This is a genomic window from Nocardia sp. NPDC004573 (genome assembly GCF_053602135.1).
This window is the reverse complement of record NZ_JBSGDA010000038.1, coordinates 1-23,175: the sequence shown is the minus strand read 5'-3', so window position 1 is coordinate 23,175 and position 23,175 is coordinate 1. Positions and strand designations below refer to the sequence as shown.

21 protein-coding genes and 2 pseudogenes are annotated in these 23,175 nt (G+C 66.3%); 8 read left to right on the top strand and 15 right to left on the bottom strand.

The features are described 5' to 3' along the window. Positions 1 to 647: 647 nt before the first annotated feature. Positions 648 to 1,307, bottom strand: a complete 660-nt coding sequence (locus ACWEKR_RS33910) for a sigma-70 family RNA polymerase sigma factor (protein ID WP_452357977.1) — start codon at positions 1,305 to 1,307, stop codon at positions 648 to 650. A 602-nt stretch (positions 1,308 to 1,909) separates the two neighbouring features. Here ACWEKR_RS33910 and ACWEKR_RS33905 point away from each other — a divergent pair. The 5 genes and pseudogenes from ACWEKR_RS33905 to ACWEKR_RS33885 form a co-directional block, all read left to right on the top strand. Further along, a complete protein-coding gene (locus tag ACWEKR_RS33905; protein WP_452357976.1) occupies positions 1,910 to 2,836 on the top strand; it encodes an ATP-binding cassette domain-containing protein in 927 nt (308 codons plus the stop codon). Continuing rightward, positions 2,833 to 3,645, top strand: a complete 813-nt coding sequence (locus ACWEKR_RS33900) for an ABC transporter permease (RefSeq protein ID WP_452357975.1) — start codon at positions 2,833 to 2,835, stop codon at positions 3,643 to 3,645. The genes ACWEKR_RS33905 and ACWEKR_RS33900 overlap by 4 nt, the downstream gene beginning before the upstream one ends. A gap of 117 nt (positions 3,646 to 3,762) precedes the next feature. Then, complete coding sequence (locus ACWEKR_RS33895; RefSeq protein WP_452357974.1) at positions 3,763 to 4,137, top strand: ArsR/SmtB family transcription factor; 375 nt, start codon at positions 3,763 to 3,765, stop codon at positions 4,135 to 4,137. Then, entirely contained in the window at positions 4,134 to 5,255 is a 1,122-nt protein-coding gene (gene arsB, locus ACWEKR_RS33890) for an ACR3 family arsenite efflux transporter (protein WP_452357973.1), read from the top strand. The genes ACWEKR_RS33895 and arsB overlap by 4 nt, the downstream gene beginning before the upstream one ends. 14 nt (positions 5,256 to 5,269) lie before the next feature. Further along, positions 5,270 to 5,656: pseudogene (locus ACWEKR_RS33885) on the top strand (arsenate-mycothiol transferase ArsC); the annotation flags it as partial. Positions 5,657 to 6,395: 739 nt separating this feature from the next. Here ACWEKR_RS33885 and ACWEKR_RS33880 read toward each other — a convergent pair. From ACWEKR_RS33880 to ACWEKR_RS33830, 11 genes and pseudogenes are all read right to left on the bottom strand, one after another. Further along, on the bottom strand, positions 6,396 to 6,836 hold the full coding sequence (locus ACWEKR_RS33880) for a DUF1931 family protein (RefSeq protein ID WP_452357994.1): 441 nt from the start codon (positions 6,834 to 6,836) through the stop codon (positions 6,396 to 6,398). Positions 6,837 to 6,849: 13 nt separating this feature from the next. After that, entirely contained in the window at positions 6,850 to 8,574 is a 1,725-nt protein-coding gene (locus tag ACWEKR_RS33875) for an FAD-dependent oxidoreductase (RefSeq protein ID WP_452357972.1), read from the bottom strand. After that, positions 8,552 to 8,818 carry a UBP-type zinc finger domain-containing protein gene (locus ACWEKR_RS33870; RefSeq protein WP_195089945.1) on the bottom strand — a complete coding sequence of 89 codons (267 nt, stop codon included), beginning with the start codon at positions 8,816 to 8,818 and terminating at the stop codon, positions 8,552 to 8,554. The genes ACWEKR_RS33875 and ACWEKR_RS33870 overlap by 23 nt, the downstream gene beginning before the upstream one ends. Beyond that, positions 8,815 to 9,267 carry a thioredoxin gene (gene trxA, locus ACWEKR_RS33865; protein WP_452357971.1) on the bottom strand — a complete coding sequence of 151 codons (453 nt, stop codon included), beginning with the start codon at positions 9,265 to 9,267 and terminating at the stop codon, positions 8,815 to 8,817. Before trxA ends, ACWEKR_RS33870 begins: the two co-directional genes overlap by 4 nt. Positions 9,268 to 9,281: 14 nt before the next feature. Continuing rightward, a complete protein-coding gene (gene clpB, locus ACWEKR_RS33860) occupies positions 9,282 to 11,915 on the bottom strand; it encodes an ATP-dependent chaperone ClpB (protein WP_452357970.1) in 2,634 nt (877 codons plus the stop codon). Beyond that, positions 11,897 to 12,225, bottom strand: a pseudogene (locus tag ACWEKR_RS33855) (chaperone modulator CbpM). The gene clpB and the pseudogene ACWEKR_RS33855 overlap by 19 nt, the downstream one beginning before the upstream one ends. Further along, the gene (locus ACWEKR_RS33850; protein ID WP_452357969.1) at positions 12,222 to 13,127 is read right to left on the bottom strand and encodes a DnaJ C-terminal domain-containing protein; all 906 of its coding nucleotides are present in this window, start codon (positions 13,125 to 13,127) and stop codon (positions 12,222 to 12,224) included. The pseudogene ACWEKR_RS33855 and the gene ACWEKR_RS33850 overlap by 4 nt, the downstream one beginning before the upstream one ends. Positions 13,128 to 13,134: 7 nt before the next feature. Continuing rightward, a complete protein-coding gene (locus tag ACWEKR_RS33845) occupies positions 13,135 to 13,650 on the bottom strand; it encodes a nucleotide exchange factor GrpE (RefSeq protein ID WP_452357968.1) in 516 nt (171 codons plus the stop codon). Between the two features lie 8 nt (positions 13,651 to 13,658). Continuing rightward, complete coding sequence (gene dnaK, locus ACWEKR_RS33840) at positions 13,659 to 15,542, bottom strand: molecular chaperone DnaK (protein ID WP_452357967.1); 1,884 nt, start codon at positions 15,540 to 15,542, stop codon at positions 13,659 to 13,661. A gap of 3 nt (positions 15,543 to 15,545) precedes the next feature. After that, a complete protein-coding gene (locus tag ACWEKR_RS33835) occupies positions 15,546 to 16,049 on the bottom strand; it encodes a general stress protein (RefSeq protein WP_452357966.1) in 504 nt (167 codons plus the stop codon). Between the two features lie 761 nt (positions 16,050 to 16,810). Further along, the gene (locus tag ACWEKR_RS33830; protein WP_452357965.1) at positions 16,811 to 17,107 is read right to left on the bottom strand and encodes a putative quinol monooxygenase; all 297 of its coding nucleotides are present in this window, start codon (positions 17,105 to 17,107) and stop codon (positions 16,811 to 16,813) included. Between the two features lie 181 nt (positions 17,108 to 17,288). Here ACWEKR_RS33830 and ACWEKR_RS33825 point away from each other — a divergent pair, with 181 nt between their 5' ends. The 3 genes from ACWEKR_RS33825 to ACWEKR_RS33815 all read left to right on the top strand — a co-directional run bounded on the left by ACWEKR_RS33825 (position 17,289) and on the right by ACWEKR_RS33815 (position 20,499). Then, on the top strand, positions 17,289 to 18,593 hold the full coding sequence (locus ACWEKR_RS33825) for a glutathione-independent formaldehyde dehydrogenase (RefSeq protein ID WP_452357964.1): 1,305 nt from the start codon (positions 17,289 to 17,291) through the stop codon (positions 18,591 to 18,593). A gap of 81 nt (positions 18,594 to 18,674) precedes the next feature. Continuing rightward, a complete protein-coding gene (locus tag ACWEKR_RS33820) occupies positions 18,675 to 19,088 on the top strand; it encodes a GlcG/HbpS family heme-binding protein (RefSeq protein ID WP_195089960.1) in 414 nt (137 codons plus the stop codon). 115 nt (positions 19,089 to 19,203) lie between these two features. Then, the gene (locus ACWEKR_RS33815; protein WP_452357963.1) at positions 19,204 to 20,499 is read left to right on the top strand and encodes a DUF2254 domain-containing protein; all 1,296 of its coding nucleotides are present in this window, start codon (positions 19,204 to 19,206) and stop codon (positions 20,497 to 20,499) included. A gap of 407 nt (positions 20,500 to 20,906) precedes the next feature. On the opposite strand, the gene ACWEKR_RS33810 is transcribed toward ACWEKR_RS33815, so the two are convergent. From ACWEKR_RS33810 to ACWEKR_RS33800, 3 genes are all read right to left on the bottom strand, one after another. Further along, entirely contained in the window at positions 20,907 to 21,503 is a 597-nt protein-coding gene (locus ACWEKR_RS33810) for a hypothetical protein (RefSeq protein WP_452357962.1), read from the bottom strand. Positions 21,504 to 21,516: 13 nt separating this feature from the next. Further along, positions 21,517 to 22,665 carry a zinc-dependent alcohol dehydrogenase gene (locus tag ACWEKR_RS33805; protein ID WP_452357961.1) on the bottom strand — a complete coding sequence of 383 codons (1,149 nt, stop codon included), beginning with the start codon at positions 22,663 to 22,665 and terminating at the stop codon, positions 21,517 to 21,519. Between the two features lie 211 nt (positions 22,666 to 22,876). Then, positions 22,877 to 23,071, bottom strand: coding sequence for a LysM peptidoglycan-binding domain-containing protein (locus ACWEKR_RS33800; protein WP_452357960.1), 195 nt, complete (start codon positions 23,069 to 23,071; stop codon positions 22,877 to 22,879). Between the last annotated feature and the right edge of the window lie 104 nt (positions 23,072 to 23,175).

Genomic DNA, 23,175 nt, shown 5'->3' with positions numbered 1-23,175 from the left:
TGAGCTCGCGGCCGAGGCGATTGGTATTCGCGCCGAAGCCACCCGCCAGCTGCGCGGCAGCATCGCCCCGGCAGACTGGCACACAGCGTGTCCACCACCTCCGGCTCCAGCTCTACACCAGCCCACAGATCCTCGCGGCCGAGGAACGCCTGATCGCGGCGGGCCTGCTCGAAGGCGGGCGCACCATCCCGGCGGCCGCGGTGGATGCCGCGATCATCGAGCACGCCGCCAGTGAACGAGATGGAACCAATCGCATCCCGCCTGGATACCGGAGCACCCCACCGCGGCTTCTGGTGCGTCCTTTCCGGTTCTCCTCCGTCTGTCCTGGTACCCATCCCCACGAACCCAGGAGTCACGATGGCAAACCCGAACGAATTCGAGTCCCCGGCGACACATCGGACGGACGCAGCACCGCAGCCCGCGGCACCCGCGTGTTGCGGCACCGAACGACGGACCACGTGCTGCGATGACAGCGACAAGGCGACGTGCTGCGCTCCGGCGGCCACGGCAGGCGGCGGGTGCGGCTGCCAGTAGCCCTCACCCGGCACGGTGCGGGTGCGAGCCTCGAGCGGCTCGCACCCGCACCTTTGTCCGATCGGGGTGATCCCGCGGCCGACCGGTGGGCGTACCCGAACCGGTGTGCCGGTCTACCGGTCCGAGGGTGGTGTGACACCACCACAGCCGCATCCTTCATTGCTGCCGGCTGTGTCTCCGCAGGCTCCCTCGCGGGGTCGGTAGTCGTGGACGTGGCCGGTGCGGTCCTGGCTGATCTGGCAGCAGGCGTGCAGTTGGGCGTGGAGGGCGGCGCGGCCGCGTTGGACACGGGATTTCATCCCGGACACCGAGATGCCGGCCTCGCCGGCGGCAGCGGCGTGCGTGCGGGCGTCGAGGTCGACCATCTTCACCGCGGCCGCCTGCTCGGCGGGCAGCGCGGAAAGCATCGGCCCTAGGCAGGAGGCGAGTTCTTTCTGCGCCGCCTCGTCGGCGTCGAGTTCGTCCCCGCCTGCGGACGGGTCGTCCGGGACGGCGTCGACGGGGAGTTCGCGGCGATGGGGCGCCGACCGGTAGTAGTCGGTGATGGCGTTGCGGGTGATGGCATGCATCCAGCCCAGAAGCCGGTCTTGATCGCGCAAGTTGTCCAGGCTTTCGGCCATTCGCAGGAACACGATCGACAGGATGTCGTCGGCGTCTTCCGGGCGGGAGACCCGGCGGGCGATGAAGGCGCGCAGGTCGCTGGAAAAGCGGCGCCAGAGCTGTTCGAGATCACCGGGTGGCGGCTGTGGTGGGGTGGCCGTTGGCTGGCTCATGATCGGGTTCCTCTCCGTCTCCAGCATCCTCGCCTGCTAGCGCGGTGGCGAGCCTTTGGTTCGTCATCGCACGTAATGACGGTGATGACCCCGATCGGACGCACCCGTGCGTCCGGATCCGGAGTGTCACGTCTGTATGGGTGTCGAACGGGATCTTCGATTCGACAGACCCTGTAAGTGCAGTGCGGAGGTGAGAGCGATGCTCACGACACATCTGCTGTCGGATCTGACCGACGAAGAGGTCGATCTGATCGTGGCCGAGGAACTGCATCTGCTCGACGCCGCCGCATGAGCACCATCGACACCTGCGTCGGGCTTATCCGCTCCCGGCATTCCCGTCCGTGCGGTCGAGGCCGCCGAACAGGTTCCGCTTCCGGTCGATCGCACACCGCTGCGACCACGAATCTCGTCGAGTGTCGCGGCACCGCCATCGCCGGGTATACAACCACTCACCCGAGCCGGTGCGTCCGATTCGCGGCTGGTTCGTCTGAGGAAGCGAACTCCCATCCACCACGGGGTGGCTATACACCTTCTTCCGAGAGGAACCCTGCGATGACTATCCACCTTTCCAACCACCTGTTGCACCCCCTCGGGGGTGTGCGATGACCGCCCCGGCCCTCGTGGTCGAGGATCTGCACGTCGCCTACGGCAAAACCTGGGCACTCGACGGCATCGATGTGGAAGCTGTTGCGGGCACGACCCTTGGGGTGCTGGGCCACAACGGTGCGGGCAAGACCACCCTGATCCGCGCCCTCACCACCCTGGTGCGGCCCACCGTCGGCCGGGTGGAGATCGGGGGGCTCGACGTGGTCGCCGACGCCACCGAGGTCCGCCGCCGGATCGGGGTGACCGGTCAATACGCCGGACTCGACGAGTTCCTCACCGCCCGAGAGAATCTGGAGCTGATCGGCCGCCTGGCCGGGCTGCGCCGTACCGCCCGCACGCGAGCCGACGCGCTGATCGACCGGCTCGGGCTGGGCGAGTACGCGACCCGGCGGGTCGGGGAACTGTCCGGCGGTTCCCGCCGCCGCGTCGATCTGGCCGCCAGCCTCGTCGGCGATCCGTCGGTGCTGTTCCTCGACGAGCCGACCACAGGTCTGGACCCCCTGGCCCGCGCCGGATTGTGGGACGTCGTCGACGAGCTCACCGCTGCGGGCACCGCCGTCGTGCTCACGACCCAATACCTCGAGGAAGCCGACCGACTCGCCGACCACATCGTGGTGCTGTCCCGCGGCCGGGTGGCTGCCCGCGGCACTCCCGCGGAGCTGAAACGGATCGTCGGCGGCAAGGTCCTGCACGCCACCATCCCCGCCGATCGGATCGCGGATCTGCCGTTCACTCCGGACGCCGACCGGGTCGACGGCACCCGAGTCCGCGTGTCGGTCACCGTCGACGACGCGCACACCGCGACCGCGCTGGTCGCCGACCTGCACCGCGGCGGCCTCGACGTCACCGACCTGGATGTGACCTCCCCGAGCCTCGACGACGTCTTCACTCACCTCGCCCACACCACCGGAGCCCACCGATGACCACCACCACTTCGCCCGTGATCGGGCGTTCCCCGATCATCGACCAGCTCGGCGCCCTGACGGTCCGGAACCTGCGCACCAGCGCCCGCGTCCCGCAGCTGCTGATGTTCTCGCTGACCATGCCGATGGCGATGCTCGTGCTGTTCAGCCAGGTGTTCCGCAGCGTCGCCGCCGGACCCGGCTTCCCGGCCGGGGTCAGCTACATCGACTTCCTCACCCCGGCCATGCTCGCGGTCTCCACGGTGATGGCCGGCACCAACGCCGGAGTCGCCGCCGCGATCGATCACACCAACGGCCTGCACGACCGCTTCGCGGCCCTGCCGATGCGCGCCGCGTTGCCCGGGATGGCGCGCACCATCAACGAGGCCGTCTTCACCCTCGCGAGAGCCGGGCTGCTCGGAATCGCCGCCGTGCTACTGGGTTTCGACTTCCACGGCAGCGCCGTCGACGCCGTCGCCGCGGTCGTGGTCCTAGTGGTGCTGGCGGGGGCGATGAGCGCCCTGTTCGGGCTGATCGGCGACCGGCTACGCCGCCCGGACGTGGTCCAGTTCGCCGGGATGATGGTGATGATGCCGCTGATGTTCGTCTCGAGCGCGTTCGCACCGATCGAGACCATGCCCGGCTGGATGCAGGCCATGGCTACGGTCAACCCGGTCGCCCACGCCACCGATGCCCTGCGCGGGCACGTCCTCGGCACCGCCACCACCGCCGACACCGCCACCGCCCTCGCCGCGGCGATCGCACTATGGGCCGCGGTCACCGTTGCCCCCGCCCTCATCCGCATGGTTCGGTCGGCACACGCTCGCTGAACGACGACGCACCCGCCTCGTGTTTCCAGAGGGAAGGACGAGGCGGGTTCTGCGTTTCGCTGTCTGTTCACTCGCTGGTCGCTTGCCAGCAGTATTGATATCGATCAATATAGTCGCATGTCGAAGTCGCCGCTTCCGATCGTTCCGGTGCAGTCGTGCACCGCCGCGCCGATCGTGCGTGCACCGTTGACCGCCCAGACCGCCGCCGAGCTGGCAGGGGTGTTCAAAGCGTTGTCGGACCCGATGCGGCTGAGACTGCTGAGCGTGGTCGCCTCCCGCGCCGGGCAGGAAGCGTGTGTGTGCGATCTGTCCGAAGGCATCGATCTGACCCAGCCGACGATCTCGCATCACTTGAAGGTGCTGCGCGAAGCCGGGCTGCTGACCAGCGAGCGCCGTGCCTCTTGGGTGTACTACCGGATTGTCCCCGAAGCGCTGCAACGGCTGTCCGATGTGCTGCTGGCCGAAAGCGGAGCGGTGGAGGTGCACGCGTGAGGGCCGACACCACAACACGGGAGAATGCCGTGGTAGCGAGACTGTCGACCCTGGATCGGTTCCTGCCGGTCTGGATCGGCGCGGCCATGGCCGCCGGGCTGCTGCTCGGGCGCGCGATTTCCGGCTTGGGGGACGCGTTGAGCGCGGTGGAGATCGACGGAATCTCGCTGCCGATCGCGATCGGCTTGCTGATCATGATGTACCCGGTGCTGGCCAAGGTCCGCTACGACCGCCTGGACACTGTCACCGGCGACCGGAAGCTGCTGGTCGGGTCGCTGGTGTTGAACTGGCTGCTGGGTCCGGCGTTGATGTTCGCGCTGGCGTGGCTGCTGTTGGCGGATCTGCCGGAGTACCGCACCGGGTTGATCATCGTCGGGCTGGCGCGCTGCATCGCGATGGTCATCATCTGGAACGACCTGGCCTGCGGAGACCGCGAAGCCGCCGCCGTGCTGGTAGCACTGAATTCGGTGTTCCAGGTGCTCATGTTCGCTGTGCTGGGCTGGTTCTATCTGTCGGTGCTGCCCGGCTGGCTCGGCCTCGAGCAAACCAGCATCGACACCTCGCCGTGGCAGATCGCGAAATCGGTGCTGATCTTCCTCGGCATCCCGCTGCTGGCAGGCTATTCAACCCGCCGCCTCGGCGAACGCGGCAAGAGCCGCGACTGGTATGAATCCACGCTGCTGCCGCGGATCGGGCCGTGGGCGCTGTACGGGCTGCTGTTCACCATCGTGATCCTGTTCGCGCTGCAGGGTAAGCAGATCATCTCTCAGCCGCTGGATGTGGTGCGGATCGCGATTCCGCTGCTGGCCTACTTCGCCATCATATGGGGTGGTGGCTACCTGCTCGGCGCTGCCCTCGGCCTCGGCTACGCGCGCACCACCACGCTGGCGTTCACCGCCGCGGGCAACAACTTCGAACTCGCCATCGCGGTCGCTATCGCCACCTACGGCGCAGCCTCCGGCCAGGCACTGGCCGGGGTGGTCGGTCCGCTCATCGAAGTACCTGTCCTCGTCGGCCTGGTGTATGTCTCGTTGGCGCTGCGCGGCCGGTTCCGCATCACCAGCCCTGCCACGCCGACACCGTCCGTCCTGACACAGGAGAGGGTGCTGGAGCGTTGAGCGCGAGGCCCGCGGTGCTGTTCGTGTGTGTCAAGAACAGCGGCAAGTCGCAGATGGCGGCCGGGCTGATGCGCCGTGCCGCCCGTGGGGAAGTGGAGGTGTACTCCGCGGGCACCGCCCCCGGCGACAGCCTCAACGAGTTGTCGGTGCAGTCGCTGCTGGAATTGGGCGTCGACATCCGCGACGAAACGCCGAAACCGATCGACCCGCGGCTGCTGCGCGCCGTCGACCTGGTCGTCACCCTGGGGCGCGAAGCCCACATCGATCCCGTCGACGGCGTGCGAATCCTCAACTGGGACACCGATGAACCCTCCGAGCGCGGCATCGACGGCATCGACCGCATGCGCCTGATCCGCGACGACATCGACACCCGCGTGCGGCAACTGCTCACCGAGCTGCGTCCCGCTGCCCCCTACGGAAGCCTCACCCGGCCTGCGGTGGACGGAGGAAATCGGCGACGGCGCGCGACGCGTCCTCCTGCGCCACGATCGGACCGTTCCGGCTGACCGAAGCGCTGGTGATCGGGCTCGACGAACAGGGCCGCATCCGCACATTGCAGCCACACCTGCGTCCCTGGCTCACGCTCACCTATCTCGCGGTACGACTGGCACCCCGCCTGCTCACATATCCGTCCGTCCTGTGGCGAGCGGCCCGAGCCGCGTAGACCATCCTCCCGCGAGGACCGACATCAGGAGCCGGGCAGGACGACGTGGTGCCCGGCTTTCACCGCAGCGCAGGCCGACCTGGTCGCAGCCGAACACGAACGGATCTTCGTCTCGCCCTGGGGCGAAGTGGGTATCCCACACCTCCGGATCGACGCCGGGCCGTGTGATCGAAGGGTAGCGCGCGGCGTCGAAGGCATTGTGAGCTGACCTGCCGGTGGCGGAATTCGATCCGACCACGTGATAGGCGTTCGTGACAGCTCGTTCGAGGATGACCATCGTGCAGATCTGGTTCGGCGGCGCAGGCAGCCGCGTCCGGCCGAGGGTGGCGGGTTCGATATGGGACCGCGAGGTGGCGAGGGTCAACCGGTCTTGCCGGCGGGCGTTGCAAGCTGGATGCATTGCCGCCCAAGGAGTTCCACAGCGCAAGTGTCGTCACAGGCCGGCGGCGGTCTGGTTCGCCGGGCGGGGGCGGTGGTCAGAGCAGGAGATGGAAGATGTCGAAGGCGACGTTCCATTCGGCGGTCCCGGGGTTCTTACGCTTCGGTTCGATCGTGACGAATGTCTGCGCCAGCGCCACGCTCAAGCCTCCGGCAATCAGCGGCAGTCGCTGCTCGGTCGCCTCGGAGAGGGCCATGTCCAACGGCGGCCTGGCCGCCAGTTGATCGAGCAGAGGCTGTAGTTCGATCTCCTCATCCAGTTTCTCGAACCGGTGGATGCTCTCCTGCAGTCCCTTGGTGATCGGCAGATCCCACGGTTCGATCACGTCCCGCAGGTTCGCCTTTGCCGAGGCCTTGCCGATGAGGACCAGATCGTAGATCTTGTCGTCGACGAAATCCGTATAGCGCTTCAGATCGTTCCGGTCGACTTGCAGGCCGGCCGCAGTGCGGAAGAATTGCTGGAATTTCACGGTACCCATCACTGGCATGTCGTCAGCTCCCCTCGAAGAATTCATGGATTTGGCGAACGGCCATCGCTCCCTCACCGACAGCGGATGCGACCCGTTTCACGGAGCCGTTGCGGACGTCGCCCGCAGCGAACAGGCCGGGCAGACTTGTTTCGAGCGTCCTCGACGGCCGGTCGCCGATCCGCCGGTTGCCGTCCTCACCGGCGCGGACCGCGTCCACGCCGGTGAGGACGAAGCCGTGGTCATCGAGTGCGATCGTGTCGGACAGCCACCCGGTGTGCGGCACCGCCCCGATGAAGACGAACAGGGCATGGACCCGGAGGGTGTCCCGTTCCCCCGTTTGATTGTTCTCGACCACGATCTCCTCGAGGTACTTCTCACCGTGGACCTCGCGAATCTCGGTATGCCGGTGGACGGTCACGCGCGGATGGCGCTCGATCTGGTCGACGAGGTACCGGGACATGCTCTTTCCGAGGTCACCGCCGCGGATGAGCAGGTGCACGTGGGAGACACGGTCCGCGAGAAAAACGGTGGCCTGTCCGGCGGAGTTTCCGCCGCCGACGATCGCCACCGGGTCGGTGCCGCACATCCGCGCTTCCTGATGGGTCGCGGCGTAGTACACGCTCGTCCCCTCCAGTACCTCGATCCCCGGCACCGCCAACTTGCGGTATCGCGCCCCGGTGGCGAGCACGACGGCCCGGCCGCGAACCGTGCCGCCGTCTGCCAGCCGGAGCACGTGGTGCCCGCTCTCGGACCTCAAACCGGCCACCTCCGCCGACACCAGCATGCGGGCGCCGAACTTCCCGGCCTGGATCACGGCCCGCTCCGCCAATTCGGCGCCGGAGATCCCTGCCGGGAAGCCCAGGTAGTTCTCGATCCGGGAGGAGGTACTGGCCTGGCCGCCCGCGGCGAACGACTCCAGTGTCACCGTGTTCAACCCGTCCGAGGCGCCGTACACGGACGCGGCCAGACCGGCCGGTCCCGCACCCACCACGACGAGGTCGAACACGTCCTGGGCTGCGTCACGGAGCGAGTCCAGGACCGGAAGCCCGACGATGCGGGCGAGTTCCGCATTCGTCGGATTGCGCAGCACCTTCTCGCCGTGCCAGATCACCACGGGAGTGTCCTCGGGTGCGACGTCCAGGCTGCGCAGCAGCTGCTCCGCCCTTTTGTCCCGCTCCAAATCGATCCACCTATGGGGCAATCGGTTTCGCATGGCGAACTCCCGAAGCCGCAACGTATCCGGTGAATAGCAGGAGCCGATGATCCGGAACCCCGAACCGAGCCCGATCAGCAGGTGCCTGCGCACCAGGTAGGCGCGCAGGATCAGATCGCTGAGCACGGGATCATGGGAAACCAGCCGGCGCACCCGCTCAGCCGGGACGGCGAGTATCTCGCCGTCCTCGATGGCCTCGGCGGTGAAGAACGCCACCTGGCCTTCCAGCAGCCCGAGCTCGCCCAGGAATCGGCCGGGACCGTGCACGCGCAGTATCCGGCGTTCACCGTCTCCGTCGCCCTCGTCGATGATCGCTACCTTGCCCGAGAGGATGACGAAGAAGTCGTTGCTGGGCTCGCCCTCTCGGATCAGCACCTCACCGGCGCGAACCGATCGACGCGTGCCACCGGCCTCGAGTGTCGCGACCTGGTCGTCGGTCAGCCGCGGGTACGCTCCGAGCTCATCCGGAGTCTCGTCGAGTGGCGGAATGTCGCGGACGGGAGCGGCGTCCTCAGACGAAGTTCTGGTCGACATAACACCAGCGCCAATCTTCACCCGGCTCCATCGACTGGACGATCGGATGGCCGATGACGTGAGCGTGCGCGCTCGCGTGCTTGCCCGGCGAGGAGTCGCAGCAACCGACGTGTCCGCACGTCAGGCACAACCTCAGATGTACCCACGGGGTGCCGAGGCGAAGACATTCCTCGCAGCCCTGTGGAGTCCGCGGTGCGACGGGCCGGATCGCGGTAACGTGTGGGTCGACATGGATGGAAGTCATGGCTTCGTCTCCTTCCCTGCTGTTTCCGAGAGCGCCTGATCGAGCCATGCGCGCAGTTGTGGTACCGGAGCTGCGCCCGCTTGACGAGCCAGGACCTCGCCCCGGTCCATCACCAGGAGAGTCGGTACGGCGCGAACGGTGAACCGTTCGGCCGTCTTGGGCGCAGCATCCACGTCGATCTTCACCAGCTTGATCTGACCCGCGCGTTCCCTGGCGAGCTGCTCGAGCGCCGGACTGACCATGCGGCAAGGACCGCACCACGTCGCCCAGAGGTCGACGAGCACAGGCACCGAGGACTTCTCGGCGACCTCCGCGAAGTCGTCGTCCCCTGCCGAGGCGATCCAGGGCAGCGGTTCGTGGCAGTTCCCGCAGCGCGGTTTTCCTTCCCCGGCCGCCGCCACCTTGTTGACCTTGCCGCAGTTCGGGCACTTCACCTTTTCGGATCCCATGAAGACACCTCTTCTCAGGCCGCCGCGACGGCGGGTTCCGCATACGCGACGGCGAGCTCGCCGCCGTCCACCGTGACACGGATGGTGCCACCCGGTTCGATCTCGCCGCGCAACAGCGCACGACCTATCTTGGTCTCCACCTCGTGGGCGATGTACCGTCGCAGCGGCCGCGCACCGTAGACCGGGTCGAAACCGTGTTCGGCGATGAGCCGGCGCGCTTCCGGCGTGATATCCAGGTGTATCTGCCGCTCCGCCAACCTGTTCCGGAGATCGGTGAGCTGTAGCTCGACGATGTGCTCGATCTGGGGCAGCGTGAGCGGGGTGAACAACACGATGTCGTCGACCCGGTTGAGGAACTCCGGACGGAAGTGCCCGCGCAGCTCCGCCAGCACCCGCCCCCTGGCATCCGGTTTGATCTCGCCATCGGCTGTGACTCCCTCGAGGAGATACTGGGACCCGATGTTGGAGGTCATGATGATCACCGTGTTCCGGAAATCGACCTGCCTGCCTTGCGAATCGGTGATCCGGCCGTCGTCGAGCACCTGCAGCAGGGTATTGAAGACGTCGGCGTGGGCCTTCTCGATCTCGTCGAAGAGCACGACGGAGTACGGCTTGCGGCGTACCGCCTCGGTGAGCTGGCCGCCCTCGTCGTAGCCGACGTACCCGGGGGGCGCACCGATGAGCCTGCTCACCGTGTGCCGCTCCTGGTACTCGCTCATGTCCAGGCGCACCATGTTGTCTTCGCTGTCGAAGAGGGCACTGGCCAGTGTCTTCGCGAGCTCGGTCTTTCCCACGCCCGTCGGGCCGAGGAAGATGAACGAACCGATCGGCCGGCGCGGGTCACGGATACCCGACCTCGCCCGGATCACCGCGTCTGCGACCAGTTGCACCGCCTCGTCCTGGCCGACGACCCTTTCGTGCAAAATCTCGTCGAGCTTCAACAGCTTCTCCCGCTCGCCTTCCTGCAGCCGGGCGACCGGGATACCCGTCCATGCGGCCACGATCTCCGCGATCTCGTCTTCGGTGACAACTTCGCGCAGCAACGGATTCCGGCCCTGCCTGGCGGCCAGTTGCTCCTCCGCGGCCCTGAGTCTGCGTTCCAGCTCGGTGATCTCGCCGTATCGCAACTCGGCCGCGCGGTTGAGGTCGTAGTTGCGCTCGGCCTCCTCGGCCTCGTGGCGCAACCGTTCCAGCTCTCCCCGCAGCTCCTGCACCCGCCGGATCGCCTGCCGCTCGGCCTCCCACTGAGCGTGCCTGGCGTCGGCCTCGGCCCGTAGGTCGGCCAGCTCCTTACGCAGCTCTTCCAGGCGCGCCTTGCTGGCCGCGTCCGTTTCCTTGGACAGCGCGGCCTCTTCGATCTCCAGCCGGGTCACTCTGCGGGTGAGCTCGTCGAGTTCGGCGGGCATCGAGTCGATTTCGGTGCGTTGCCGAGCGCATGCCTCATCGACCAGGTCGATCGCCTTATCCGGAAGGAAACGGTCGGTGATGTACCGGTGCGAGAGGGTCACGGCGGCGACCAGGGCGCCGTCCTTGATCTTCACGCCGTGAAACACCTCGAGTCGTTCCCGAAGTCCACGCAGAATCGAGATCGCATCCTCGATGCTGGGCTCGTCGACGAGAACGGTCTGGAAGCGACGCTCCAGTGCCGCATCGGATTCGATGTGCTTGCGATACTCGTCGAGAGTGGTGGCGCCGATCATGTGTAGCTCGCCGCGGGCGAGCATCGGCTTGAGCATGTTGCCTGCGTCGAGAGACCCGTCGCCGCCTGCCGATCCCGCGCCCACAACGGTATGAAGCTCGTCGACGAACAACAGGATGCGCCCCTCGGCCGCCTTCACCTCCAACAGCACCGCCTGCAGTCGCTCCTCGAACTCGCCGCGGTACTTCGCGCCGGCCACCAGGGAACCCATGTCGAGCGAGAAGATCGTCTTGTCGCGCAGGCCCTCCGGCACGTCGCCGCGGACGATCCGCTGGGCAAGGCCCTCGACGATCGCGGTCTTACCGACGCCGGGGTCGCCGATCAGCACCGGATTGTTCTTCGTCTTCCGGCTCAGGATCTGCGTTACCCTACGGATCTCGGCATCTCGGCCGATGACCGGATCGAGTGCGCCGGTCCGGGCCTCGGAGACGAGATCGCGTCCGTACTTCTCCAGCGCCTCGTAGGCCCCTTCCGGGGTCGCCGATGTGACGCGCTGATGGCCGCGCACTTTGGTCAAGACGGCGAGGAAGGATTCTCGCGTGACCCCATGACTGGCGAGGACCCGGCCTGCCGCAGTGGCCGACCCCTCCTCGGAGAGGGCCATCACGAGATGCTCCACGGACACGTAGGAATCCTTGAGTCGCTTCGCCTCCCGCTCCGCGGCGTCGAGCAACTTGGCCAGGCGCTGGGTGATCATCACCTGACCGGGCGTCGCGCCGGGCCCGCTGACTTTCGGCCTGCGCGAGAGTTCACGTTCCAGATCGGATCGAAGGGCATCGACGTTGGCGCCGGCCTGCTCGAGCAGTCGAGGTACCAGCCCTTCCCGCTGATCGATCAACGCGAGCAGCAGGTGCTCTCCGTCGACCTCGGTGTGACCCATTCTGGTCGCTACATTCTGGGCTTCCTGCAGGGCTTCTCGTGACTTTTCAGTCAGGCTGCCGGTGTCCATGGGGTGCCCTCCTTCCGCGGGAAGCTGCTTCGAGTTTCTCGATTCGATCCAGCAGATCGAGCACGAGCCCGATTGCCGAGTAGTTCAGGCCCAGACCGGTCCGCAGCCGTTGGATGCGGGCGGCATGGGCCACTGCGGATGGTTGGAACGACATCGCGCCGCCGGCGCCTCGGTCGGCGTCGAGCAGGCCGAGCGCCACAAGCCTTCGTGCCAGGTCCGGGTGCAGCCCGGTACGTTCGGCGAAGGCATCTGGCGACAATCCGGGACGGCGAACCAATACATACCGGGTGACCGGGCTCGGGTTGCTCATGTCTCTTTCCTCGGATCGAAGTTCGATTCGGTGGCCAACTGCTCGAACAGTTCGCGCTCGCGTGCTGTGGGTTTCGACGGCACCATCACCTTGATCTCGGCGTAGAGGTTGCCGTTGGGGCCACGCGGATTGGGCATTCCTTCTCCGCGCAACCGCAGCTTCCTTCCCGTCGACGAGCCCGGCGCCACTTTGACTTTCGCTTCGCCACCCGGGGTGGGAACGACGACGGTCGACCCGAGCACCGCCTCCCATGGCGATACGGGCAGGTCCACATAGATGTCCCGGCCCTGCACCCGGAACCGGGGATGCGGCTTGATCCGCACCACGAGATACAGATCCCCGGGCGGCGCGTCACCGTTGCTGCGCCCGCCTTGCCCGGCCAGCCGGATTCTCTGGCCGTCCAGGACACCGGCGGGAATGTCGACGTCGTACTGGCGTCCGTCCAGTCTGAGTGTGTGTTTACCGCCCCGGTACGCCTGTTCCAGAGTCAGTTCCAGTTCCGCTTCCTGATCGGCGCCGGGAATCGGCCCGTACCCGCCCGCGCCACCGAACATCTGCCCGAAGAGGTCCTCGAAGTCGACCGCGCCCTCGCCACCGAAACCTCGACCGAAGTGCACCCTTCTGCCGCCGCCGCCATACCCACCGGCGCCGGCCCGGACCCGTTCGTCGTAGTCCTCGGGCACCCGCCGGAAGTCCTCACCGAATCGGTCGTAGCGTTTCCGGGTGTCCGGGTCGGACAACACCTGGTAGGCCTCGTTGGCCTCCTTGAACTTGTCCTCCGCGGTGGGGTCCTTGTTCACGTCGGGGTGATATTTGCGCGCCAGCTTGCGGTACGCCTGCTGGATTTCGTCGGCGCCGGCGTCGCGCGAGATACCGAGCGCTTCGTAGTAGTCACGCGCCATCAGTGCCTCACCCCTCGGGTCGGCTGACGACCACCGAGGCGGGACGCAGCTGCCGACCGTCCTCTCCATAGCCCGGGCGCACGACCTCGATCACGGTCCCGGAGGGGACGTCGGGTTGGGACACCACGCTGACCACTTCGTGTAGCTCCGGGGAGAACGGCACACCGACCTCGTCGTGGCGCTCGAAGCCGAGCTGGGCCAGCACCTGCACCGCCTGGTCCCGGGTCGCCTTCACGCCCTCGACGATGGCCTGGGGATCGCTGCCCGCATGGGCCAGGGCGAGCTCCAAATTGTCCAGCACCGGGAGCCACGCGGCGGAAACCTTCGTGGCCTCCGCGGCGCGGGCACGGTCCAGATCCTTGGCAAACCGCTTGCGCAGGTTATCCAGATCTGCAAGGGCCCTGCGCCACCGGTCCTCGAGTTGAGCCAGCTCGGCCCCCGTGTCAATGCGATCCGGCGCCGTCTCGGTCTGATCCCCGTCGGTCGTCGACTCGGTCGTCGACTGATCTGCGGACCTTTCCATCGTGTACCTCAGCTTCGATCGAATTCGGCGTCGATCACGTCGTCGTCACCCGACGACGCAGCGTCTGTGCCGCCTGCCTGGTGTCCGTCTCCGCCGCCGGACTGGACCGGTGCGAGCCCGTAGAGCAACTGCTGCAGCTCGGAGGTGAGTGGCTCTACCTCCTCGGGGGGAGCCTTGTCTTCCACGGCTTTCCTGGCGTCGGCGATCAGCATCTCGGCGCGTGCCTTGTCGTGCGGTGGGGCACTGTCGCCGAGTTCGGCGAGTCGCCGTTCCACTTGATAGGCAACCGAATCGAGCGCGTTGCGCGCGTCTACCGCCCTTCGCAGCGCCTCGTCCTCGGCCCGGTTCCGTTCGGCTTCCGCGAGCATGCGCTCTACCTCACTCTGGTCGAGGTTGCCCTGCTCACTGATCGTGATGCTCTGCTCCTTACCGGTGTCCTTGTCGCGGGCGGTGACGTGCAGGATGCCGTTGGCGTCGATGTCGAACGTGACTTCGACTTGGGCCTCGCCACGGGGTGCCGGGCGGATGCCTTCCAGCCGGAACCGACCGAGCACCCGGTTGTCGGCGGCCCGTTCGCGTTCGCCCTGCAGGACCACGACATCCACTGCGGGCTGATTGTCTTCCGCGGTAGCGAACACTTCACTGCGCCGGACCGGGATCGTGGTGTTGCGCTCGATGATCTTGGTCATCACCCCGCCCTGGGTCTCGACGCCGAGGGACAGCGGGGTGACATCGAGCAGCAGCACATCGGAGACCTCGCCCTTGAGCACGCCCGCCTGGACTGCGGCACCCAGCGCCACGACCTCGTCCGGGTTGACGCTCATATTGGGGTCCTTGCCGCCGGTGAGCCGGCGAACCAGCGCCTGCACCGCCGGAATACGTGTCGAACCACCGACCAGAATCACCTCGTCGATGTCGTTGGCGGTGACCTTGGCGTCACTCATCGCCTGCTTCACCGGGCCGAGGCAGCGTTCCACCAGATCCGCCGTCAGATCCTCGAACTTCGATCGCATGATCGTGGTGGTGAGGTGCTTGGGACCGTTCGCGTCCGCGGTGACGAAGGGAAGGTTGACCTGGGCCTGTGTCACCGAGGACAGCTCGACCTTGGCTTTCTCCGCTGCCTCGAAGAGGCGCTGCAACGCCTGGGCATCCTTACGCAGATCGATGTTCTCCGCCCGTTGGAATTCGTCGGCGAGGTAGTCCACCAGACGTCGGTCGAAGTCGTCGCCGCCGAGGTGGGAATCGCCGGCCGTGGCACGAACCTCGACCACTCCTTCGCCGACGTCGAGCAGGCTCACATCGAAGGTGCCGCCGCCGAGGTCGAAGACCAGTACGGTCTCGTGGGTCTGCTTGTCCATGCCGTAGGCCAGTGCCGCGGCGGTCGGCTCGTTGATGATCCGCAAAACCTCGAGGCCTGCGATCCGGCCGGCGTCCTTGGTGGCGTTGCGCTGCGCGTCGTTGAAGTACGCGGGAACGGTGATGACCGCTTCTTTGACCTTCTCACCGAGGAACTTGCTCGCGTCGTCGACGAGCTTGCGCAGCACGAGGGCACTGATCTCTTCCGGCGCGTACTTCTTGCCCCGCACGTCGAATCGAGCCTCACCGTTATCACCCGGGACGACGTCGAAACTGACCGCTTTGGCCTCCTCGGAGACCTCGTCGTAGTGACGTCCGATGAAGCGTTTCGCAGAGTAAATTGTGCCCTTCGGATTCAAGATCGCCTGCCGTCGGGCGAGCTGACCCACCAACCGCTCCCCGCTCTCGGTGAAGGCCACCACTGACGGCGTCGTCCGCGCTCCCTCGGCATTCGGGATCACCCCCGGCTCGCCGCCTTGCCAGCTTGCGATGACCGAGTTCGTGGTGCCCAGGTCGATACCTACAGCAGTCGCCATGACTCATTCCTTTCGATCGGTCCGGCCGGTGAGCAGGCGAACGGCTTCGTCCGCGACCTCGACGTCGGCGAGGACTTCGTAGTGTCGTGGTTGTAATGATTGGATCGAGGTGAAGTCGCGCCGGCCGCGCTGCAGCGCGTACATGAGCAGGCCGAGCAGGGCGCCGACAACCACGCCGAACACCAGCCCGTAGCAGGCGAGCACGAAGCTTGTGAGCAGCGGCTGGACCCAGTCGAATATTCCGAAGATCCAGCCGAACAGTGCGCCTGTCAGCCCGCCCGCGGCGGCGCCTCGCAGAGCGGCCCAGCCGTAGTTCAAACGGCCGACGACCTGCTCGACCAGCTCGATGTCGCGTCCGACGATGGTTAATTTGTCTACCGGGAAATGCTGGTCGGAGAGGTAGTCGACGGCGCTTTCGGCGTCGGCGTAGTTGTCGAATGTTGCTATTACCTGGCGGGCAGGTTGGTTCGGACGTACCGCGGAGGTTCCACGACTGGACTCTGACATCACGCCCCCTGGGCGTCGATGGTTTCGGTGTTCGCCGAGCCGGTGGGTACCGGTTCGGCGTCCGGCCGGTCGGTCAACCGCTCGACCTCACGGACGGCTCAACCGCTGACTGTTCTTCATCCGCCTGTAGCGGCGACAGAACGGGAGGCGATGGCGTCCACACCCGGCTGGGGCATAGGAGTGCCGGAACCCGCTCGAGGCGACCGGTGCGCGCACTCCGGGCATCAGCCACTACTCCGGGGCTTCCACGAGTAGAAATCCGATACGAAAGATCGGGACTGCTGAGCGTGTGACAAGGTCCCAGCAAGTCGAAAGTAGGAAGCCGACTACGCCACACAGTGTAGTCACAGAAGCACCGGGAGTCACGGATCCATGCCCGCTCGCGCCGGCAGCAGCGGCCACCTGCGCGAAGACTTCACCGACGAGGCATCGTCATCCTGCTGCATGGCCAACGCCGGTGTCGTCGACACCACCCGGCGAGGCCGCCCCCCGACGCCTGAGACGCCCCACCGGACACATGCTGTGCTCCTACGCCCACCCGGGCACCAGAGTTGCTTTGGCCTGGTAAGCATGGTGGTCGCGGAGGATGTCCCGAGTTGCGCGGAACTTCGGTGGCAGCCCGGTGACCATCAGGCTGGCTGACCTCGTCGTTGCGCACCAAAGAATCCGACAGGCTCGGCGGACTCGCATGCCGAAGTTCGCGGTCGGGCGGGTGACGTGGGTCTGGCGAGTTTGCGGGCGGGCAGTATCCAGTCGGTGGTTCAGAGCTTGTCGGCGAGCACCTCGAGGTTGCTGATTTCCGGCGGCGCAGCGAAGAGTTCGTCGGCGCGTTCGCCGAGGGCCTTGCCGACCGGCCCGTCGAGATGTGTTTCGCGGGCGGCCTGGTCTGGGAATGCGTCGATGATGCCGAACGTCGAGGGGCCGAACCGTACCGCGAGCCACGGCTTCGTGCCGGGCTCCTGCTCGACGAGTGGCAGCGCCGATCGGAGGAATTCCACGACCGCGTTTTCCTTGCCGGGTTTGGCTTCGAGTTGGACCAGCAGCGCCTTGGTGGCCATGTCGGGTCTCCTTTTCGAGGTGGTGGACAAGACCCAGCATCACACCGTCGACCGGTGAAGAGAAGGAGTCGACCCACAAATTAGTAAAACCGATCTCAACCCCTAGCGATCGTCGAGCCGAAAGAGGAGACTCCAGGGTGGAGAGAACGCGACGCCTGGAATGGCCCACTGTTTGTTGTCCATGACGCGAAACATGGTGGTGTGCCTTAGTTTTGGTGTGTTCTTTCCGTTGCGTGCGCTGTCGCGTCGGCTACCCCAGCAGAACGGTTCGTTCGGTCGGTCGCTCACACGTAACCGCCTGTGGCCGGGCGTCAACCGGAAACGCCGCATGTCAGGGAGTATCGAGATGAAAGCACTTGTGTACGACGGGCCCCGTAACGTTCATGTGAAGGATGTGCCCGATGCGAGAATCGAGCAGCCGACCGATGTGCTGGTAAAGATCACCAGCACCAACATTTGCGGATCGGATCTACACATGTACGAGGGCCGCACCGATCTGGAGCCCGGGATGGTCCTCGGTCACGAAAACCTGGGGATCGTCGCCGAGGTGGGCAATGCGGTGGTAAAGGTCACCACCGGGGACCGGGTGTGCCTGCCGTTCAACATTGGTTGCGGTTTCTGCCGAAACTGCGAGGAAGGGTTGACCGCGTTCTGCCTGACGGTGCATCCGGATCCGAAGATGGCGGGCGCCGCGTATGGTTTCGCCGGGATGGGACCGTTCTGGGGCGGACAGGCCGAGTATTTGCGAGTGCCGTTCGGCGACTTCAACTGCCTGCGGCTGCCCGAGGATGCTCAGGACAAAGAAACCGACTATGTGATGCTGGCGGACATTTTCCCGACCGGTTGGCACTGCACGCGTCTGGCCGATATGCGGCCTGGCGATTCGATGGTGGTCTACGGGGCCGGCCCGGTCGGCTTGATGGCGGCATATTCGGCGATGATCCAGGGCGCGAGGAAGGTGATGATAGTGGACCGGCATCCAGACCGGTTGCGCCTGGCCGAGCAGATCGGCGTCATACCGATCGACGACTCGAAGGGCGACCCGGTCGAGCAGGTGCTGGAGCAGACCAATGGGCTCGGCGCCGACAAGGGTTGTGAGTGCGTCGGCTATCAGGCTCATGACCCGCAGGGAAATGAGGATTCGGCGATGACCATGAATCGGCTGGTCGATTCGGTGCGGTTCACCGGGCACATCGGCGTGGTGGGCATCTTCTTGCCGCGAGACCCCAACGCGCCCGACAAGCTGGAGAAGAAGGGCAAGATCGCCTTCGACATGGGCAAGTTCTGGTTCAAGGGTCAAAAGGCCGGAACCGGGCAGGCCAACGTCAAGCACTACAACCGCCAGCTTCGCGACCTGATCCATGAAGGCCGGGCCAAACCGTCGTGGATCGTCTCTCACGAACTCCCGCTGGCTGAGGCCGAGTCCGGCTACCAGCATTTCGATGCCCGCGACGACGGATGGACCAAGGTCGTAATGCATCCGTGAGGGGGCCCGGACCGAGAGGAACGCAACGATGGGAAAAGCACTGCGGGGCAAGCAGTTCGCGAAGACCGGGACAGGTGCGTCATGACAATGAACCAGACCTCGGTGTCCCTCGACGATGCGCAGCGGGTGATTGCCGCCGGGCAGGCCAAAGCCGCCGAGATCGAGTCGCCGTCGAATATCGCGGTGGTCGATGCCGGCGGCAACCTCGTAGCCCATGTGCGGATGGACGGCGCATGGATCGCCAGCATCGACATCTCGATCAACAAGGCATTCACCTCCCGAGCGCTGGACATCTCGACCGAGGACCTCGCGGCCGATGCGGGTCCGGGCAAGCAGTTCTACGGGATACATACCTCCAACGGTGGGCGCATCATGATCTTCGCCGGCGGTGTGCCGTTGCGGCGCAACGGCCAGGTCGTCGGGGCGGTCGGCGTCAGCGGCGGCACCGGAGAGCAGGACAAGGCTGTCGCCGAGGCAGCCGCGACGGCGATGTGAGCAGTGAACTACGTCGACCGGGCGCCGTCGCGGAGAGCCTGACAAAGCGGCCCCGCTGCCTGCCGAGGTGCCCGCACCGCGAGTCTCGGCCACGGCCGGAGGAGAAGGGCGATTGATGGTCTCCCTGCGGTTCCGTCATCGGCTGCGGTCCAGCCTGTGGATCACACCGTTGCTCTGCGTGCTGGCCTCGATCGGGCTGTCGTTCGTGACCGTGGCGGTCGATCGGCAGTTCGGCTATCGGCTGATCCCGGCGACGATCACGGGTTCGGCGGACGCGGTGGCCAACATCCTCAGCACCATCGCCGCCGCGATGGTCACCCTGACCACGCTCGTGCTCACGGTGACGACGGTGGCCGTCCAGCTCGCGATGGGCCAGTTCTCGCCGCGCATCGTGCGGGCGTTGCTCCAGGACCGCAGCGGCCAGCTGGCCTACGGGCTGTTCGCTTCGACGTTCGTCTTCGCGATCCTCGCGATCCGCGAGGTCAACGCCGTGGGCGAGGGTGCGGTGCCGGGCCTGACCGTGTCGGTGGCCTACCTGCTGATGCTGGCCAGCATCGCGGGGTTGTTCCTCTACATCCACCATTCGGGAAACGCGCTGCGCGCCTCGGGCCTGATCGACCTGGTCGGCGATCATCTGCGCGAGCAGCTGAACCGCAAGTACCCGGCGAAGGTGCCGCCGCCCGCTCAGCCTGATGTCGTGGTCTCGCCCGAACCGGGTCTCGTTATCGACCTGGATCGTCCCGCGCTGGTCGCAGCAGCGTCCAAGGCCGGCTGCGTGATGGAGATGGTTCCCCTGATGGGCGACTTCGTACCGGCGGGCGCGCCGCTGTTCCGCGTGCACGGCGATCCCGTCCGTCTCGACCACGCCCGCGTCGCAAGTCTCGTCGTCCTCGCCGCGGAGCGGACCCACGGCGACGACCCGGCGTACGGGTTCCGCAAACTGGTCGACATTGCCGAGCGTGGTCTGGCCCAACCGTTCACCGACCCGACCACCGCCGTGATGGTGATCGACCGCCTGCACGACTGCCTGCGGCAGCTCGCCGACCGCGACTTCCCCTCCGGCCGGCACCACGACGCCGGCGGCGAGGTTCGGCTCATCGAGCGAACGCTCAGCTGGGCGGGCTACGTCCGGCTCGCGTTCGACGAGCTCTGCCTCGCCGGAGCCGCCTCCCCCCAGGCATCGCGCCGGTTACGCGCCGCACTGGAAGACCTCCTGACGGTCGCACCACCCGAGCGGCACCCACCGCTCGAGCGGCAGCTGGATGTGCTCGTCGCCGCCGTACACCGCAGTTACGACGACCAGCGCGACCGAGGTGCGGCGCTGGTCGCCGATCAGCAGGGCATCGGTTCGGGCGCCGACCTCGCGGCGGAGTCCGAGGCGGCGACCAAGCGCGCCGGCGCAGGAACATGATCGACAGGAGGTCGTCGGCGTCTTCCGAGCGGGAAACACGGCGGGCGATGAAGGCTCGCAGGTCGAGAATCCATCGGCGGTACGTACGGCTTCCATTCCGGTGTGAACGGGCCTGAGTCTGGATAGGCGTCCAGGACTGCCCTGCTGTCTGCTCTGTGCCCCAGAAGCGATGCCAGGCACTGTGATCGGCGGGATTTCGACCCGCATCGGAAGAGGTGTCTTGTTCGGTGGAGCGGTGTCAGGATTCGACCTATCTCACCGACATCTCACGTGGTCGGGCTCTGCCCCCGCGCCCAAGCCTCCGGAACAGCACGGTTGTCGGGCACGGTCTCGGGCACGTCGATGTAGTGGGTCTTGGCGACCTCACGGGTGTTGAAGCAGCGGTCACGCCGACGCAGCGCACAGAGTCATCGGCCAAGGGAGGTAGGAATCGCAAGGGAGCGTCGGCCGCGCCGGGCGAGCGCTCGGAGCCCGCCCAGTGCGAACACACCGGCGGCCACCCACGGTCCGGCGATGATGATCGGGTCCATCCACTGATGGGCTCGATCGACCCGGGTGCTCTGTGTGCGAGAGCGCAATCCGTGATGGGTGAACTCGGCCTTCACCCCCGTCTCGGTGATCGGATTGTCGGGCCGCAGGGTGGCGAACGAGCGCGCGTGATTCTCCCAGGCGTCGACACGGTCGCCGAGAATCAGCAGCAGCCAGTGCGCGGCTCTGCCCTCGCTGTAGCGCTCGTAGGCACGGCGGCGGATCCGGCCCGACAGCCCGCGCAGCGGTGCCGAGGTGCCGAAGACCGGAGTGAGGGCCGCGTGTTCGATCGAGCGTTCACGGTGCTTCGTCTCCGGCTGGTATTCCGGCAGGTCCCAGTGCGCGCCGGTCTCCTCAGAGCGGAATTTCCGTCCGGACGGACGGTCTGCCGGGTCGAGGTCGACGCCCCAGCCCGGAATGCGCGCACGCAGTTCCTCGGCACTCGGCACGGGCGGATGCTCGCTGGTGTAGGTCATTTCGACTGCTCCTTCATGCCGAATCGGGCACCACGATCGGCTTGATGCAACCGTCGAGTTTGGCCGAGAAGATGTGATACCCCTCGGCGATGTGCTCGAGCGGGATGCGGTGAGTGATGATTTCCTTCGGTTTCAGATAGCCGTTGCGGATGTGCGAGAACAGCCGCGGCCATTGACGTTTCACCGGGCACTGGTTGGTGTTGATGGTCAGTCCCTTGTTCATCGCGTCGCCGAACTTCACCGCGCTGAACATCGGCCCGTAGGCGCCCATCACCGAAATCGTGCCGCCCTTGCGCACCGAATCGATGGCCCAGTTCAACGCGACCGGAGAGCCGCCTTGCAATTTGAACTTCGCCGCGGTCACATGCATCAGCAGATTGCCGTCCGCTTCGGCGCCCACCGCATCGATCGCCACGTCCGCGCCGAGGTAGCCGGTCATGCGCTTCATCTCGACCACCACGTCACCGCAGTCGGCCAGGTTCAGCGTCTCGGCGTGCGCGAACTCCCGCGCCTTCTCCAGCCGGTAGTCGAGGTGGTCGACCACTATCACCCGGCCCGCGCCCATCAGCCACGCCGACTGCGCGGCGAACAGCCCCACCGGGCCCGCCCCGAACACCACCACGACATCGCCCTCGGCGATGTCGCCCAGCTGTGCACCGAAATAGCCGGTGGCCAGCGCGTCCGTGCACAACAAAGCGTCTTCGTCGTCGAGCCAGTCCGGGATCTGGGCCGGGCCGACATCGGCGAAGGGCACCCGCACGTACTCCGCCTGACCGCCGTCGTAACCGCCGCAGGTATGGGAGTAACCGTAGATGCCGCCGACGGCCGTGGCATTGGGGTTGACGTTGTGGCAGTTGGAGTACAGGCCACGCGCACAGAAGTAGCAGGATCCGCAATAGATATTGAACGGCACCATCACCCGATCACCGGGCAGGAGATTGCATACCGACCCGCCGACCTGCTCGACGACACCGATGAACTCGTGGCCGAACGTCATGCCGACGCGGGTGTCCGGCATCATCCCATGGTAGAGGTGCAGGTCGGAGCCGCAGATAGCGGCCCGCTGCACGCGCACGATCGCGTCGTTCGGATGCTCGATCGACGGGACGTCCTTCTCCTCCACCCGCACCTTGTACGGGCCGCGATAAACCATCGCTCGCATGGCTGCCTCCTCTGATCCCGCTAGCCATACCCGGGTCCGCGGCCGCGAAACAGCACCGCACCACGCCGGTACTCGGATTCGCCGCAGCTGCGGCAGCCCGGCGAGATGAGGCCCATTCGCTTGTGAGTTCGGCCCTCCCAGAAGTGGAAGCATCCGCGACTGGGAGGGTTGCCCGTAGGTCCGGATCGCGGCCTCCTGCATCGATCGATGACTACTCGACGTCCGCCGTTCCGGCGAGAACGGACCGCAGGGGAAGCATGATGTCCTGGCCGACTCTGATCAGGTTCGGGTCCGAGATGTGATTCAGCTCGGCGATCATCTGGAGGAATCCGAGATCGCCGTACTTCTTCTTGACGATCCCCGACAGGGTCTCGCCTGCGACGACTCGGTGCCATTCGGCTGCCATGAGTAGCTCCTAGTGCCTCGTCAAGCAACCTTCGGTAGGTAATCAGGTTGCCGGATCTTGGAGTTGACGGCGAAGTCGCGTTTGGGTCGGGCGTGCTGGTTGTA